Here is a 17,134-nt window from a genome sequence, read left to right as displayed (position 1 = left end):
ATGATTGCCTGATTATCCAACCTAAGTCGGAGGGGGTGGAGAGATGATTCACAGTACTCTGAAACGACAACTGTTGCCGCTGGTCCAGCAAGTTGCCGTTAATGAAGGGCTAAACAGCACCGCTTTACCTAATGTATTTTGTTACAAAGTTCGCAGCTCTCAGGTCACGATGCCAGCGGTGTATGAACCCTGTCTGTGTATTATCGTGCAGGGCCGCAAAAACGTAATGCTTGGCACCGATATACTAAGTTATGGCGAACTGGAGTTTCTGGTGGCCTCGGTCGACTTACCCATTCTTGGTACCGTGGTAGAAGCATCAGAGCAGCAGCCGTATTATGTTATCCAGATTAATATTGATGTCAGGATACTGTCAGAATTACTGCTACAGATGGAACATTTGGCCGTTGCAAACCGCAAAGCCGAAAGTGGTTTGTTTATCGGCCAGGTTGACCCACAGATGGGCGATAGCCTGCTGCGTTTATTAACATTAATGCAAGTGACAGACGATATTCCGGTACTTGGCGAAAGCCTAGTCCGCGAGATGCACTATCGTATGCTGCGTAGCAACTACGGCAAAGAAATTGCTCAGATCTCATTAAAAGGCACGCCAACTCAGCGCATTTCGGTTTCTATTCAAAAATTACGCCGGGACTACGATCAAACCGTCACCATAGAGGAACTGGCGGCGATGGCTGGAATGAGCGTGTCGTCTTTTCATGCCCATTTTAAAGCGGTAACCAACATGAGTCCGTTGCAGTTTCAGAAGTCAGTCCGGTTGGTCGAAGCGCGTAGTTTGATGATTGCGCAGCATTTGGATGCGGCCAGCACAGCATATAAGGTAGGTTACGAAAGCCCCTCGCAGTTCAGCCGCGAATATGCACGCATGTTTGGCAACCCGCCAGCACGTGATATTGCCAGGATTAGGTAATAGCCAAGTATTAGGGGGAAATAAATCAGACATGCTAAATGGTGCCCGGGCCAATGGGCTGACAGTTTAGCTAACGCCCAACGATGTTATCGTTGGGCGTTGTCGTTTACGGGGCTACTGCGCGCGAACGCCTTGCTCGATACGCTCGCCCACCTCTTGATCGATGTTGCGCCAATACTCAAACGCACGCTCCAACACCGGCTCGGTGACGCCACCGGAAAGGTGCCCCACCACGTTGGAAACCAACCGGTCACGCTGGGCATCGTCCATCACCTCACGCACCAGGGTGTGCGCTTGGCTCCAGTCGTCGTCATCTTTGCGCAGCGTGTACGCGGCGCGTACGAATTGCCCATCCGTCGACCACACCGCATCTTCCGGGTAGCGCTGCCCATCTGCCTTGGGTCCGCCTTTGCTATTGGGGGTGTAGACAGGATCAGTGGCGTGGCGAATGCACATGGCGCCACCCTGACCATAGCTATGCACAGGGCATTTGGGGGTATTTACGGGGATATGCTTGTAATTTACCCCTAACCTTGCGCGGTGGGCATCCGCATAGGAAATGGAGCGAGCCAGCAGCATTTTATCCGGCGACAGCCCGGTGCCGGGCACCATGTTGTTGGGTTCGAACGCAGCCTGCTCGATTTCGCTATGGAAATCGGTAGGGTTACGGTCGAGCGTCAGTTTACCCACTTCGATCAAGGGGTAATCTTTGTGTGACCACACTTTGGTAAGATCGAAGGGATTAACGCGGTAGGTCTTGGCATCCTCGAACGGCATGATCTGCATGTGCAACGTCCAGGTGGGGTAATCGCCGCGCTTGATGGCCTCGAACAGGTCGCGGCGGTGGTAGTCCGCATCGCTACCGGCCATCTGGTCGGCCTGCTCTTGAGTCATGCATTTGATGCCTTGATCGGTTTTGAAGTGGTACTTCACCCAGAATCGTTCGCCCTCATCGTTTACCCACATATAGGTGTGGCTGGAGTAGCCGTTCATGTGCCGCCAGGTGGCGGGAACGCCGCGGTCGCCCATGAGCCAAGCCACTTGGTGAGCAGATTCAGGCACCAGCGTCCAAAAATCCCACTGCATGTCGTGGTCGCGCAGGCCATTATCGGCGCGGCGCTTTTGAGAATGGATGAAGTGCTGGAACTTCATTGGGTCGCGTACAAAGAACACGGGGGTGTTGTTACCCACCATGTCGAAGTTACCTTCTTCGGTGTAGAACTTGATCGAGAAGCCGCGCGGATCGCGCCATGTATCCGGGCTACCGCTCTCCCCTGCTACGGTGGAAAAGCGAATGAGGACATCGGTCTTCGTGCCTGGCTGCAGAAATTTTGCTTTGGTGTATTGGCTAACGTCTTGAGTGACTTCGAAGTGACCAAAAGCGCCACTGCCTTTCGCATGGGGCTGCCGGTCGGGAATCATTTCCCGGTTAAACGCCGCCATTTGCTCCATCAGGTAGTGATCGTGCATCACGATCGGACCATCCGCGCCTACCGACAGCGAATGCTCATCGCTCGCTACCGGAATACCTGCTTCATTGGTGGTGGGATGCTGGCTACCACTGCTCATTGCTCTTCCTCCTTGTCACACTCGACATGGCACGGTCTGTACCACTGGAAATCACCGCTACTGCTTTTTAACGTAAGCTAAGGCGGCACCCACACAGGTATAGCCAACAAGCCAGCATCGCGCCATCCATGGCGCTGGTTATAGGGCTATTGCTTTAATAGCTGATAACTATCGAGATAACGTCAATACAGCGCGTCTGGTGGAGGCGTCAGGCTGGACTGGAAGCTTTCGATGGCCGTCTCGGCTTCTTCGATCTCGTCGAAACGGGCAATGTGGTAAAGCGCCTCTCCTTCGTTGGCAAGCGGTAAGCGGCTCATGCCGATGACGATGCCGTCCGCCATGGCGCGCACTTCGTCTTCATCGTTGCCGAATGGATCTGCCACTTTGCCAAGCACCTCGCCTTTGGCCACTCGCGCCCCCAAGCGCACCTTGGGGCGCAAGATGCCGTCGATGGGTGCGCGCGCCCAGCTTGAGCCATTGGCCAGTTCGGCCGGAGCCGGGGCACGGCGACGCTGCTCGCCTGTGAGCATGCCCAAGCGGCGCATGACGCGCAGCACGCCTTGCACCCCTGGGACAATGGCCCATTCATCGAAGCGCAGCGCTTCACCCGCCTCATAGGTGAGCACCGGAATACCGCGGCTTTGGGCGTAATGACGCAGGCTGCCTTCGCGTAGTTCCGCATTCAAAATAACCGGCGCACCAAAGGCGTCTGCCATGCGCTCGGTTTCGCTGCCCGTACTTAGCTGTGCACGGATTTGCGGCAAGTTCGTGCGGTGAAGGGCGCCGGTATGCAGGTCAATGATATGGGTGGCGTGATCGACGATCTCATCGCGAAACAGCGCCGCGATTCGGCCGCCCAGCGAACCTTTTTCGCTACCAGGAAAACAGCGGTTCAAGTCGCGACGATCAGGCAGGTAACGCGTCTGTTGGAGAAAGCCGAAAACATTGACCACCGGCACCGCAATCAGCGTACCACGCAGGCTATTGATCGTCTTCGAGCGCAGCAAACGGCGGACGATCTCCACACCATTGATCTCATCGCCATGAATCCCTCCACACACTAACATTACCGGCCCCTCTTTGCGGCCATGAACCACTTCGACCGGAATATGCAGCGGCGTATGGGTATACAGGCGCGCCACCGGCACGTCGATCTGTAAACGTTGCCCAGGCATCACGGTATGCCCAGCTAGGGAGAAAGGAGCTCGCGCCATGGCCATTCCTTATACATGCAGGGAGACATAGCCTGATACGCCATTTATAAGTGGCGCCAGGGCTTTGACCGGTTTTAAAACAGTGTTTCAAAATGAAATCATATCCGTTTTCAACCATTAAGTAACGTGCTTGATAACCTAGATTATCAACTTATACCCATTATCCATACAGTTTTGAATGTAAAAAGGCACCACATCAGATAAAATAACGCCATTGTGTATCGAGAGTGAGGTAATGGTTTCATGGCAAGAAAAACCAAAGCGGAGGCTGCTGCAACTCGCGAAGCGCTGTTGGATGCTGCTGAAGAGGTGTTTTTCGCAAAAGGCGTTGCGCGCACGTCATTGGAGCAAATTGCTCGCCATGCTGGCCTTACCCGAGGTGCCGTTTATTGGCACTTCAAAAACAAGGGTGACCTCTTCATGGCGCTGGTACAGCGGGTGCGCATGCCATTTCAGTCGTTGATGGAAGAGGTCAATAACGCCGACCCCACGGTGTCACCACTCGATGCCATCCGTCTTGCCTGCCATGCGGGCCTGAACCGTTTGGAGCAGCCCTCTCACCAGCGCATCCTATCGATTCTGCTGCATCGCTGTGAGTTCTTTAGCGACATCAATCCCATCGAAATGCAGGATGAAATTGCCGAAGAATGCTTCGACGAGATGCTTCTGGTGTTTCAGCTCGCCCAACAGCAGCAGCTATTACGCGATGATATAACACCGGAGATTGCCACGAGGCTCATGCAGGCTACTCTTGGCGGCCTGTTTCACGACTGGCTACGTAATCCCGATGCGTTTTCCCTACGCGAGCGCGGCGGAGAGTTGATTGACGCTTTAATGGCCATGCTCCACCGCTGAGGTGACTTCCCTCTCTGTTGCACTGCAGCAAATCGCCTATACTGGAGCTATCTCATGAAAGGAGCCCAGTATGGATGCTTTGGAATTTATCCGCGTGCGCGAGTTGGACGTGGCCGTACGCATTTGGAACCCAAAAGCAACGCGCACTCTGATCGCTTGGCACGGGCTTGCCCGCCACGGCGGTGACTTCGCCGCCCTGGCGAGAGAGCTGGGCAGCGAGTGGCGCATCATCGCCCCAGACACTCCGGGTCGCGGACTCTCCAGCTGGTCGCTGTTTCCCGCCCATGACTATCTCTACAGTCACTACATCACCATTGCCGTTGCGTTGCTGGATCATTACGAGCTCGATCAGGTGGACTGGCTAGGGACGTCCATGGGCGGCCTGCTGGGCATGTTGATCGCAGCAGACGCACAGCACCGCTCGCGCATTTCACGGCTGATCCTCAACGACGTGGGGCCCGAGCTGAATAAAGAGGGTCTCATCGCCCTGTCGAGCTACTTTGGCGTGACGCATCGGTTCAACAACTTTGCCGACTTAAAAGCAGAACTTACCCAGCATTACGCCAGTTTTGGTATCACCCGCGAGGAGGAGTGGCGAGAGCTGGCCTTGAACAGCGCTCGCCGCCTACCCGACGGCAGTTGGACCTACCACTTCGACCCGCGTATCGGCGAGCAGTTTATCCACGACACGCCCAGAGACACCTGGGCCGACTGGGCCAACATTCGCTGCCCGCTGATGGTGATTCGCGGAGAGACATCGACCCTATTGGATGCCGAGACGCTACCCAAGATGGCCGAGGTCCAGCCTACCTTGACGACCTTGACCGTCACAGGATGCGGCCACGCTCCGATGCTCAACACGCCCGAACAGGTCACGCCCATACGCCACTTCCTCGACGCGCCTGCACGCACACATCGCGAACGTGCCGCCACCGCTGCGCCCACCCTATTGAGCTGGCTGACGAGACAGTGGCAGCGCTGGTTTCATCGCTGAAGGCAGCCGTTAGGTGGAGTATCCGTTAGGATGCTGCTTGTGCTGCAAACGAAGCTTATTGATACGCACCCGTGTATCCAGATAGTGCTGCTCTAGCACGCTGCGGTATGCCCCTTCCTTGGCTAGATACTTCACCAACACACGGCGCTCACCCGGCTGCGGGCAGTCCCCGGCTTTACAGTGCAATATGACCGTACTGTTGGGCTCATTGAGCAGCGTAGCGCTGGCAGATTCGTCGTTTTGGCGCTCTGCCACCACGACGGTAGCGCCCAGCAGACAGCGACGTTTGAAGGGTTGATAACGGTGCAGCGCACGCTGCAGCGCATGGCATAAAGCGGCAGCGATGGGGGAAGCTACCGCGAGCGCAGCCCACACGACCAACACCCCGACCGGCACCCTGAGCAATCCAAGCGGCATCCATCGCAGAGCGAGCAGCTCGACGGCTAGTGATAACGCACCGGCAATGAGCATCAAGAAGCTGAGCGCCAGCGTCGCGGGTACCCCGGCAAACCCAAGCGAGACCAAGGTGCTGGCCATATGATCATCGCGTAAGCTGTCGCGCTCGAAAAGCTCTAGAGGGGCTAGTCGAATGAGTACCAGCAGCCAGTAGAGCGCCATTAGCGCCAGCAAAAAACTAAACACGACGGTAGGAAACTGCAGCGCAGCAGAGATAAGCGTTTGCATGGCGTGTCCTCCTCTGGGCGTACCCAGTCTTGTTTGCGCCTGACCCAAGCTCTGATTATTGGCGTTTATTAGTACAAGCTAAAAACGGGGTCACTACTAGCGTAGCTCATCTCATTGGCTTATGAAGCGCCAGGGTCGAGGGGCAATCGGATCGGTGGCAAAAAAACGGGCGCCCTGAAAAGGGCGCCCGTCGTCAGTCAAGCCAGATACATTAACCGTTATCGTGGCCAAGTTCCGCCTGCGATTGGCGGTTGCCGTTCGGATGGCGCTTACGATAGAGCCAATCCGAGACCGACGCGATCATGGCGTAGAAACTGGGAATGAAGAGACTTCCCAACACCGCCACGGAGGCCATACCCACCGCTACCGTAGTACCAATGTGGTGACTGCTCACGTCACTGGCACCGGTGGCCAGCGCCAACGGTAACGTGCCGAAAATGAACGCCAATGAGGTCATGACGATCGGACGGAAGCGCAGCTCTGCTGCGGTCACCGCAGCTTCACGAATCGACTTACCCTGCTCTTTACGCTGCAGCTCGGCAAACTCGACGATCAAGATGGCGTTCTTCGCCGCCAGGCCGACCACCACCAGCATGCCGATCTGCACGTAGACACTGGTATCCAATCCGCGTAGCACGATACCCGCGATGCCGCCCAGGAAGGCGAAAGGTGTAGCGGTGAGAACCGCCAACGGCAACGACCAGCTTTCGTACTGTGCCGCCAGAATCAAGAACACCATCAAGATACCGAACACGATGGCCAGCGTGGCGGTATTACCCAGGTTGGACTCCTGATACGCCGTTCCGGTCCAGCCCATGCCCCAGTTATCGCCCAGCGTCTCTTGCACCACTTCTTCCATGGCCTCGATGGCTTGGGCCGAGCTGTAGCCGGGTGCCGGGTTACCCTGGAATTGCGCCCCCGCGTAGACCCCAAAACGCGACACCACCGCAGGTCCCGTTTGACGCTCTAGCGTGACGAACTCAGAGAGTGGAATACGCTCGCCATTACCGCCGCGCACGTAGACGTTGTTGACGTCTTCCGGTGTTTTACGGAACTCGTCCTCGTTCTGTAAGTACACCTGGAAGTTGCGGTTTTGGTAGCTAAAGTAATTCACAAACCCATTACCAAAGGTGTTCGCCAGCGCCGAATTGATGTTCTCCAGCGCAACGCCGTAGCTGAGCGCTTTTTGCTGGTCGATCTCCGCCCGGTACGAAGGCACGTTCACGTTGAACGTGGTGAACACACGGTTCAGCACCGGGTGCTGGTTCGCCGCCTGCATGATTTGCAACGAAGCTTCATACAGCTCCCGCGTGGACGCTCCGTCGAACGACTGCAAATAGCCGGTGAAGCCACCGGTCGTGGAAAGCCCCATGATCGGCGGCACGTTGAAGGCCATCGCCGAACCGCCATCGATACTGGCACCCAGTTGCATGATGCGGCCGACCAGTTCGTTAGCGGTGAGTTCACGCTCTGCCCATGGCTTCATGTTGATGAACATGATGCCGCGTGCGGTATTCACCGCACTGGAGAGAATGTCGTAACCCGCCACAGCTGAGGAGTACTCGACACCAGGGATGGCTTCGATCTGCTCGCTCAACTCGGCCATGTACGCTTGAGTACGACTCAGCGAGGCCGCATCCGGCAAAGAGATACTTGCCAAGACGATCCCCTGGTCGGTTTCTGGCACCAGCGTCGAGGGCGTATTGGCGTAGAGCCAATAAGAGCCTGCGCCCACCGCCACGGTCAACGCCAGCGCCAGCACCCAGAAACGCACCAGCTTCTTCACCACCCACATGTACACCGCGGTGAAGCCCGCAAAGAAGCGGTCGAACAGCCGCAGCGGCGTGGTAATGGCACGCTTGAACGCCGATTGCTTGGTTTTGTGCAAGTTGTGCTTGATGAAGATCGCCGACAGGGCGGGGGTGAAGGTCAACGCCATCAGCGCCGACAGCGCCACCGAGATGGCTACGGTAATCGCGAACTGCTGATAGATCTGCCCGGTGAAGCCTCCCAAGAAAGCGACCGGTACGAATACCGCCGCCATGATCAGCGAGGTCGCAATGACCGGCCCACCGACTTCCTTCATGGCTCGGATCGTCGCCTCACGAACGCTGATGTCGTCCTCTTCGCTAAGAACCCTCTCGACGTTCTCGACCACCAGTATGGCGTCATCCACCACGATGCCTATCGACAGCACCAGGGCAAATAGCGTCAGCAGGTTGATCGAGAAATCGAACAGATAAAAGCCTGCGAAGGTACCGATCACCGACACCGGCACCACCGACATGGCGATCACGGTAAAGCGCCAGTTCTGCAGGAAGATGAACAGGATCACGATGACGATCAGAAACGCTTCGATGAACGTCTTGATCACCGTTTCTACCGAGGCATCGATGAACAGCGTCGTATCGTAGGGAGTGACGTACTCGAGCCCTGGCGGGAACCGCCCGGCCAGCTCTTCCATGGTGGCACGCACCGCCTCGGCGGTTTCCAGCGCGTTGGCCCCCGGCTGCTGATTGATGATGATCGGCGTCATGGCGTCGCCGTTCAATCGTGCGTCGACGCCATAGAACGAGGCGCCCAGTTCGATACGCGCTACGTCTTGTAGGCGCAGCGACGAGCCATCGGGGTTGGTGCGAAGGAAAATCTCACGGAAATCATCGGTGCTAGTGAGTCGTCCACCGGCGGTGATCGTGTAGGTATAGGCGCGCGGGTCGCTTTGCGGCGTCGCGGCCAGGTTACCAGCGGGAATTTCGGTGTTCTGAGCACGAATGGCGCTAGCCACTTCGCTGGGCGTGAGGTCGTATTGCGCCAGCTTGTCGGGGTCCATCCATATCCGCATGGCGAACTCACCGCCGCCGAGCACCTCGGCGTTACCCACCCCTGGCACTTGGCGAAGCTCATCCAGAATGTTGAGCGTGGCGTAGTTCTGCATGTAGATCTTATCGTAATCCCCGCTTTGCGAGGTCAGCGCCACCAGCATCAAAATGGAGTCTGAGCGCAGTTCGACGGTGACCCCCTGGGACTGCACGGCCTCCGGTAGCTGCGATAGCGCCCCCTGCACACGGTTGTTGACGTTGATCGTGTTGATATCGCCATCCGTGCCGATATTGAACGCTACACTCAGACTCATGGTGCCGTTATCGGCGCTATTGGAGGTCATGTAGAGCATGTCCTCGACGCCGTTAATCGCCTCGGCGAGCGGGGCCGCCACCGTTTGCGCTACGGTTTCGGCATCCGCCCCTGGAAACTGGGCCTGTACCGATACCGTGGGCGGCACCACGCTGGGGTACTGCTCGATCGGCAGGACCCGCATGGCCATCACACCTACCAGCGTGACGATGATTGCCAGTACCGTGGCAAAAATCGGACGACTGATAAAGAAGTTAGAGAAATTCATTATTGCGCGCCCTCTTCCCCTTCAGCAGCGGGTTGCGCGCCGTCGGCTTGCTGCATTGCCTCAGCGGCTTGCGCTTCTTCCTGGGCATCTTCCTGCATCGCTTCTTCCACTACCTCAGTCGCGCTGCCGCTAAACGGCTGAGGATCGATCAAGACCCCCGCTTCCAGACCGGCAGGATCACCGACGACCACGCGATCACCAGGCTCCAGACCATCGCGGATGATTTGCCATGGGCCTGCGACTTCACCCAACTGAACGGTGCGCTCCCGGGCTTTGTTCTCGTCATCCAGCACGTATACCAAAGGCCCCATCAAGCCTTGCGTGACGGCAATTTCTGGCACGGCCAGCACGCCGAAGCGCTTCAAGCCTTCGATACGCACGCGCACGAATTGGCCTGGCAGCACTGCGCCATCGGGATTGGCAAAGGTCGCCGAGGCCTGCACGGTGCTGGTGCCGGTATCCACGCGGGAACCGAGGAAGTCCAGGCGACCTTCCAGCTCGCTGCCTTCGCTACCATCCAACCCAGGCACCCGCAGGCGAGCGGTGATTTGGGAAGCATCGCCGTCGCTGCCGAGCTGGCGACGCAGCTCGAAGGCATCACGCTGGGGCAACTGGAAGCGCACTTCCAGCGGATCCAGCGGCGTGATCGTGGCAAGCTCGGTGCCCGACGTCACCAAGTTGCCGACGTTGATCTGGCTCAAGCTGATCATGCCGGATACCGGTGCCGTCACGTTGGAGTAGCCTAAGTCCAGGTTGGCGCTGGTCAGTGCCGCCTCCGCCTGGGCAACGTTGGCCTGCGCCACGCGCTGCTCGGCAAGCGCTTGATCGTACTGCTGGCGGCTAACGGAGTTTTGGCTCAGCAGCTGCTCGAAACGCTGAGCATCGCGCTGGGCACGGGCCAGCTCGGCGCGGGCGCTTTGCAGGTCGGCTTCCCGCTGGTTGACGGTCGCCTGATACAGATCGGGCTCGATGGTATACAGACGATCGCCCTGCTCGACCATTTGACCAGGTTCGAAGTGGCGCTCTTCCAAAAAGCCGCTGACGCGTGCCACGAGCGTCACTTCACTATCGCTGCGCAACAGCGAGGGGTAGGATTTATCCAGCGGTATGTCCCGACGCGCTATCTCAGTGACCTCCACCGGGTGGGGCGGCGCTTCCTGCTGCTGGCTTTGCTGCTCTTGTGGCTGCTCCTGGCCACACGCCGTGAGCGCTAACGCGGCGATCAGCGTCACTAGACTCGCTCTACCTGAGTGAATCACTCTTTTCATGCGTCGAATTCCCATTCATTTTTCTAAACATTGACCGACCGCCAAGAAGGCATGCGCAGCGTACGTCAAGCACCTGGAGTGGGCGGTGCACCAATATCCATTGCACGCTGATACGCGTCGGGCTCATTGCTTTCCGGTAGAATAAAGTGGATGTCCTCGCCGGTGAGCCACGCGTTCACTTCTTCGATGGCCTCGACATCGAGCAGCCCTGCCTGCTGACGCAGCGACAGCAGATTCACGACATAGTCGTAACGCGCCTCGGCATAATTGGCGATGGCGTTATAGAGGTTTTGCTCGGCATTGAGCACGTCGACGATATTGCGCGTACCCACTTCGTAACCCGCGCGGGTCGCTTCCAGCGCGCTGCGGTTGGACACGATGGCCTGCTGGCGCGCTTCGACCGTTTCGACGTTGTTGCTGACCTGGGTATAGAGCGAGCGAACCTGTTGAATCGTAGTGCGGCGCTGAGACTCGAAGTCGTACTGGCTGCTCTCCAATTGGAAAGTGCCTTGTCGAATGCTGGCGCTGGTGCTGCCACCGGTATAGATCGGCACGTTCGCCGAAACACCGACCTGAGCGGAAGTGTCGTAACCGCTCACTAATTCGCTGTCGCTGTCGGCGTACTGATAGTTGGCGAACGCTTGCACGGTGGGCAAACGACCAGCACGGGCCAGCTCTACTCCCACACGAGAAACTTCGATACCCGCCTGCTGGGCAAGTACCTGGGGGTTGCGCTCCAGTGACTGTTCGACCCAGTAATCACGGTCGGTGGGCGTCGGCAGCGCGATGGGCATACTATCGCCCAGGGCTTCGATGCTGGCATAACGCTGGCCGGTAAGCTGCTCCAGCACTTCAAACGCTACTTGCAGGTTGCTCTCGGCAGCAATGCGATCGGCGCGAGATTGATCGAAGCTCGCCCGCGCCTCCTCGACTTCGGTAATCGCAATCAAACCGACCTCGAACTGCTCACGGGCCTGCTCTAGCTGACGGCCGATAGCACGCTCCTGCGCTAACCGTGCTTCCAACACTTCATGAGCGCGTAGAATATCGAAGTAGGCACTGGCCACATCGATCAACAGCTGCTGCTCGGTGGCGGCCAGCAGATAGACCTGCTGATCGATCTGACGCTCTGCCTGAGTGACTTCCTGCCGTGTCACCGCATTGAATAGAGCCTGGGTGGCTTCTAACGTCAAAGAGACCGTGTTGTAGCTATCGTCACTGACGCCGACACCCGCATTAGCCCCTGCTCCGGTACCGGCACCACGGGCCGAGCCTTGACTCTCGAACTGCTCGTTATGCACAGCGCTGCCAGAGGCGTTCACTTGAGGCAGCAGTCCACCGCGGGCGACGTCACGCGCCGCTTCGACGCTTGAAAACTCAGACCGCGCAGAGGCCAGAGCCGCATTGTTATTCAGCGCGTCACGGGTAATGGTCACCAAATCGGCCGCTTGGGCGGGCGCGATAAAGGACGCCGTGAGTACTGCCAACAATAGGGGGCGGAAGGGGGCATTGACTGCCCAGTGTGCTAGTCGCATGGGATTGCCTCTAGGTGTCAACGTAAGACGGCGCAGCAGAGCACCATTATGAAAGAGTGGCATTATAGTTACATTCATGTATGTATGCTAGACTTGAAGTTGCCTGATTTGTGTGTACAAACGGATGTCAAGCAGATCCTCCCTAACCTTAGTCCAAAGCATCGTTGGCTGACGTACTTTTGCGCTGGCGTCTGCGATATTGCCGAGGATCGATGCCCCATTTTTGCAGTCGCGAAGTGAGGGTGGTGGGCTTCATGCCCAACAGCTCAGCCGCTCCTCCCGCCCCAGACACCTTTCCGTTTGCGGCTTTCAACGCTTTTAGTGCATTGCACCGCTGCTGATGGCACAGCGCTTGCTCGGTGAGCAGGTGGTCGGGCAACTCGCTACTATCGTGCGACGTTTCGTTGAACGCCGTGTGACGAGATAGTGGCTCTACCAACAAAAGGTCATCGAAAGAGAGCCGCTGATCTTGCGTCACGATTACCTGACGCTCGATGACGTTCTCCAACTCGCGAATATTGCCGGGCCAGGGATAACGCGTGAGGACATCAAGTTGCGCAGGCGGTATTCGTACCCCAGGTTTGTTGAACTTCAGGCAGGCGCGATGCAAGAAGTGGCGGGCCAGCAGCGGCACGTCTTCGATGCGTTTGCGCAGTGGAACGGAGTCGATGGGAAAGACGTTCAATCGGAAGTAGAGATCCTCGCGAAACTGCCCGGCATCGATCATCTCTTTTAACTCACGATTGGTCGCCGCAATCACCCGCACATCCACTTCGCGGGTACGGTTATCCCCCACCCGCTCGAACTGCTGATCCTGCAATACGCGCAGCAGCTTGCTCTGCAGCTCTAATGGGATTTCCCCTACTTCATCCAGGAACAGCGTGCCGCCATGGGCCAATTCAAAGCGTCCCGGACGGTCTTGCACCGCGCCGGTAAAGGCGCCTTTCACGTGACCGAAGAACTCACTCTCGAAGAGGTCGCGGGGAATCGCGGCACAGTTCACGCGGATCAACGGCCGGTCGCTGCGAGTACTACCTGCGTGAATTGCCCGGGCAATCAGTTCTTTGCCAGTACCTGACTCGCCGCTAATCAGCACGTTAGCGCTGGTCGGCGCGACCATGGCAATCTGCTGAGTCAGCTTGGCCACCGCCGGGCTGTTGCCGACGATATTGCGGTGGTTCACTTCGGCTTTGATCTCTTCTTGCAGATACTGGTTCTCTAGCTCCAAGCGGCGTTTGAGCGACTCCACCTCTTCTAGCGCATCGCGTAGCTGCTGCTCGGCACGTTTACGCTCGCGAATATCGCGAAACAGGACCACCGCTCCCACTAATCGGCCCATTTCGAAAATCGGCGTGCTGGTGTACTCCACGGGAATGGCCTCGCCATTTTTATGCCAGAACACTTCGTCATCCACATGGTGCACTTGACCATCACTAAACGAGGCATGGATAGGGCACTGCTGGACGGGGAAGTGGCTGCCATCGGCGTGGGTATGATGAAACATCAGATGCGCATCGTGGCCCACCATATCCTCCGTACTCCAGCCAAGAATGCGCTCGGCGGCCGGATTGACGAAGGTGGTTTTGCCATCGGCATCCAGGCCGTAAATGCCCTCCCCGGCCGCGCTGAGAATCAGCTGGTTCTGCTTTTCGATACGCTCGAACACCTGCTCGACCCGCTGCCAGCCCACCTCCCCTTGCCGGTGCTGTCGGCTAAGCTCGGCCTTGGCACGACGCTGTTCGGCCTTGTTGCGATCGATCAACGTCAACAATAGCTGCGATTCGCTCTGCAAGCGTTGGCCATAGACTTCGACACGACGAGGTTGGCGGGCGCTATCCAGCAGCACTAAATCATCCGACCACCCTTGCCCGGTCGTTAGTACCTCGTCGGTAAAGCTGACCCATAGCGGCAGTGAGGCGCTCAAGCGGTGACTGAAGGGGGTGGTGAGGGTTTGATCACGCGCTAGGAGCAGCAAGTGGCAGGCGGCAGGGTTGGCATCGATCAGGGAATCGCTAAGCGGATCGACGATGATCATGGCCAGCGGCGTATGGCTGGCCATATGCGTTAAGGGCGTTTCGATGATCGAGGAGTGGGAAGTGCCACGCATCACAGGCTCCTTGGCAGCCAGCTGGACGACTCTCTTTCCATACAAACAGCGGGCCAATCACGAATTTTCGTTATTTAAACAACGAAATATCGTCATTGACGAAAAATCGTGACGAATTCGTTGACTCAGCGACTGCCTTCTCACACCAGTAACCCTATGACTCATCGACAAAAACATCAGAAAAACTCGTTTTGGCATATAAGTCGCTATCTATGGACATAGCGCCGCAGGGAATCGTTACGCACCAAGACGGCGCAGCTTAAACCCCTTTTGCTCCTGTGAGGTGAACGTCCATGAAAGAGAACAACGACCCCAGCAGTCTTGGCAACCCGTTCGATCATCGCCAATCACTGATTCACGGACGACAGTGCGATTGCCATCAGTGCTCCCCCTCCCAACCCAACAGCGCTAGGTCCCCGCATCAGACAAACGCAGTGGCACCATCGTTAACGCCAAGCAGCGCCGATGACGTTATGGATCGAGTGGTCGAAAGCGCCTTAATACGCGGCATGTTTGGCCATAGCGACATGCACCGCCGTCAGTTCATGAAGCTGGTGGGTGGCGGCACGGCCGCCGCGGCGTTAGCGAGCCTGTTCCCCCTAGATTCGATCAAAGCCGCCGTCAAAGAGAGTTTAGGTCCGCTCGAGAAAACCCAGCTTAATGTGGGCTTCGTTCCCATTACCTGCGCTACCCCCATCATCATGGCCCACCCCATGGGTTTTTATGAGCGCTACGGCCTGGATGTCTCGGTCATCAAAACCGCGGGGTGGGCAGTGGCGCGGGATAAATCCCTTAACCGCGAATACGACGCGGCGCACATGCTAACGCCCATGCCATTGGCCATGACCCTCGGTGCGGGTTCCACGCCCGAGCCATTCATCATGCCAGCGGTAGAAAACATCAACGGTCAGGCCATCGTGCTACATAACGACCACCTGGATAAGCGCGATCCGCAGCAGTGGAAAGGCTTTACCTTTGGCGTACCGTTCGAGTACTCCATGCACAACTTCCTACTGCGCTACTATGTCGCCGAGCACGGCTTGGATCCGGATCAAGATATTCAAATTCGCGTGATTCCGCCGCCCGAGATGGTCGCCAACCTGCGGGCAGGCAACATCGACGGCTTCTTATCACCCGACCCCTTCAACCAGCGCGCGGTATTCGAACGCATCGGCTTCATTCATCTGCTGACCAAAGAGATTTGGGACGGACACCCCTGCTGCGCCTTTGCCACCAGCGCCCGCTTTGCCCGCGAGAACCCGAACACCTACGGCGCTTTGCTTCGCGCGATTATCGACGCGACACAGTACTCCTCCGACCCTGCCAACCGCTCAGAGATTGCCGAAGCCATTGCTCCGACGAATTACCTGAACCAGCCGGTCACGGTCATAGAGCAAGTACTCACCGGGCGCTTTGCCGACGGTTTGGGCGGCGTACAGAACGTGCCCGACCGCATCGATTTCGACCCCTTCCCCTGGCACTCCATGGCGGTCTGGATCCTGACGCAGATGAAGCGCTGGGGCTATATCGAAGGCGACGTGGATTATCAGCAGATCGCTCGGGACGTGTATCTGGCTACCGATGCGCAGACCGTGATGCGCGAGCTGGGCTATGAAGCGCCCGAAGAGACCGCCCGCAACTACCAAATCATGGGCAAGACCTTTGATTACACCCAGCCCGAAGCGTACGTCGACAGCTTCGCCATTCGGAGGGGTTAACCATGGACCGCACCACTACCGAGTGGAAATTGAGCCTAAACGTTCGCGCCACGATTCTTGCCATCATGTTGCTGGTCGTGGGTCTGGGCATCTGGGAAGGGTTGAATCAATCCCCGCTCATGGGGGGAGGTGCCGAGCTGAGCGAATACGAGCAGCTGCTGGCCGGGGCCGATGAGAGCGCTAAAGTACCGCCACCTTCAGAAATCGCCGTCAAAGCGTGGCAAGAGCTTTCGAACCCTTTTTATGATGCAGGCCCCAACGATAAAGGCATTGGCATTCAGCTGGGCTATTCGCTGTATCGCGTGCTCAGCGGCTATTTGCTGGCCGCGCTGGTGGCGATTCCCATTGGCTTTTTGATTGGCATGTCGCCGCTGGCGTACAGAGCGCTCAACCCGTTCATTCAGGTGTTGCGGCCCATCTCCCCGCTGGCCTGGATGCCGCTGGCACTGTTCATCATTCGCGATTCCGAAGCCTCCGCCATCTTCGTGATCTTTATCTGCTCCATTTGGCCCATGCTGCTCAACACGGCCTTTGGCGTGGCGGGCGTACGCAACGACTGGGTGAACGTGGCCCGCACCCACGAGCTGTCGTCGCTGCAAACGGCCTTCAAGGTCATTCTACCTGCGGCAGCGCCCACCATTCTGACCGGTATGCGGATCTCCATCGGCATCGCCTGGCTGGTCATCGTGGCCGCCGAGATGCTGGTGGGCGGTACGGGCATTGGCTACTACGTCTGGAACGAGTGGAACAACCTCGACCTGACCAGCGTGATCTTTTCCATCCTAATGATCGGCGTGGTGGGCATGCTGCTGGATATGTCGCTTGCCTATATTGCCCGCTTCGTCACTTACGCCGAATAAGG

The 17,134-nt window shown here is 57.5% G+C and carries 12 protein-coding genes; 5 read left to right on the top strand and 7 right to left on the bottom strand.

Annotated elements, in window-relative coordinates; genetic code table 11:
• Positions 1 to 43: 43 nt before the first annotated feature.
• Positions 44 to 928: an AraC family transcriptional regulator gene (locus tag FRH_RS10950; protein ID WP_153842313.1), complete on the top strand. Its 885-nt coding sequence runs from the start codon at positions 44 to 46 to the stop codon at positions 926 to 928.
• 114 nt (positions 929 to 1,042) lie between these two features.
• Here FRH_RS10950 and FRH_RS10945 read toward each other — a convergent pair whose 3' ends face one another.
• Both FRH_RS10945 and FRH_RS10940 read right to left on the bottom strand, forming a co-directional pair.
• Positions 1,043 to 2,497: a catalase gene (locus FRH_RS10945; protein ID WP_281996867.1), complete on the bottom strand. Its 1,455-nt coding sequence runs from the start codon at positions 2,495 to 2,497 to the stop codon at positions 1,043 to 1,045.
• A gap of 182 nt (positions 2,498 to 2,679) precedes the next feature.
• Complete coding sequence (locus FRH_RS10940) at positions 2,680 to 3,711, bottom strand: succinylglutamate desuccinylase/aspartoacylase family protein (RefSeq protein ID WP_044627886.1); 1,032 nt, start codon at positions 3,709 to 3,711, stop codon at positions 2,680 to 2,682.
• A gap of 243 nt (positions 3,712 to 3,954) precedes the next feature.
• Between FRH_RS10940 and FRH_RS10935 the strand changes: the two genes are divergently transcribed.
• Positions 3,955 to 4,566 carry a TetR family transcriptional regulator gene (locus tag FRH_RS10935; RefSeq protein WP_139525375.1) on the top strand — a complete coding sequence of 204 codons (612 nt, stop codon included), beginning with the start codon at positions 3,955 to 3,957 and terminating at the stop codon, positions 4,564 to 4,566.
• 70 nt (positions 4,567 to 4,636) lie between these two features.
• Positions 4,637 to 5,560, top strand: coding sequence for an alpha/beta hydrolase (locus FRH_RS10930; RefSeq protein ID WP_239296115.1), 924 nt, complete (start codon positions 4,637 to 4,639; stop codon positions 5,558 to 5,560).
• 9 nt (positions 5,561 to 5,569) lie between these two features.
• Here the strand turns inward: FRH_RS10930 and FRH_RS10925 are convergent, their stop codons facing one another.
• The 5 genes from FRH_RS10925 to FRH_RS10905 form a co-directional block, all read right to left on the bottom strand.
• Complete coding sequence (locus tag FRH_RS10925; RefSeq protein ID WP_139525373.1) at positions 5,570 to 6,244, bottom strand: hypothetical protein; 675 nt, start codon at positions 6,242 to 6,244, stop codon at positions 5,570 to 5,572.
• A 211-nt stretch (positions 6,245 to 6,455) separates the two neighbouring features.
• Positions 6,456 to 9,644 (bottom strand): efflux RND transporter permease subunit, encoded by a 3,189-nt coding sequence (locus FRH_RS10920; protein ID WP_139525372.1) that lies wholly within the window; start codon positions 9,642 to 9,644, stop codon positions 6,456 to 6,458.
• Positions 9,644 to 10,912, bottom strand: coding sequence for an efflux RND transporter periplasmic adaptor subunit (locus FRH_RS10915; RefSeq protein WP_139525371.1), 1,269 nt, complete (start codon positions 10,910 to 10,912; stop codon positions 9,644 to 9,646). The genes FRH_RS10920 and FRH_RS10915 overlap by 1 nt, the downstream gene beginning before the upstream one ends.
• A 65-nt stretch (positions 10,913 to 10,977) precedes the next feature.
• Positions 10,978 to 12,447 (bottom strand): TolC family outer membrane protein, encoded by a 1,470-nt coding sequence (locus FRH_RS10910; protein WP_139525370.1) that lies wholly within the window; start codon positions 12,445 to 12,447, stop codon positions 10,978 to 10,980.
• A 148-nt stretch (positions 12,448 to 12,595) separates the two neighbouring features.
• On the bottom strand, positions 12,596 to 14,554 hold the full coding sequence (locus FRH_RS10905; protein WP_176558194.1) for a sigma 54-interacting transcriptional regulator: 1,959 nt from the start codon (positions 14,552 to 14,554) through the stop codon (positions 12,596 to 12,598).
• A gap of 434 nt (positions 14,555 to 14,988) precedes the next feature.
• Between FRH_RS10905 and FRH_RS10900 the strand changes: the two genes are divergently transcribed.
• Together FRH_RS10900 and ntrB are read left to right on the top strand one after the other, a co-directional pair.
• Positions 14,989 to 16,272 (top strand): CmpA/NrtA family ABC transporter substrate-binding protein, encoded by a 1,284-nt coding sequence (locus tag FRH_RS10900; RefSeq protein WP_244992996.1) that lies wholly within the window; start codon positions 14,989 to 14,991, stop codon positions 16,270 to 16,272.
• A gap of 2 nt (positions 16,273 to 16,274) precedes the next feature.
• A complete protein-coding gene (gene ntrB / locus FRH_RS10895; protein ID WP_139525368.1) occupies positions 16,275 to 17,132 on the top strand; it encodes a nitrate ABC transporter permease in 858 nt (285 codons plus the stop codon).
• Positions 17,133 to 17,134 lie beyond the last annotated feature (2 nt).

Origin of the sequence: Halomonas sp. A020 (assembly GCF_027943625.1) — a bacterium.
In the GTDB taxonomy this organism is placed as follows: domain Bacteria; phylum Pseudomonadota; class Gammaproteobacteria; order Pseudomonadales; family Halomonadaceae; genus Vreelandella; species Vreelandella piezotolerans.
Note: the sequence above shows the minus strand (reverse complement) of the source record. Positions and strands in the feature narration are given on the sequence as shown.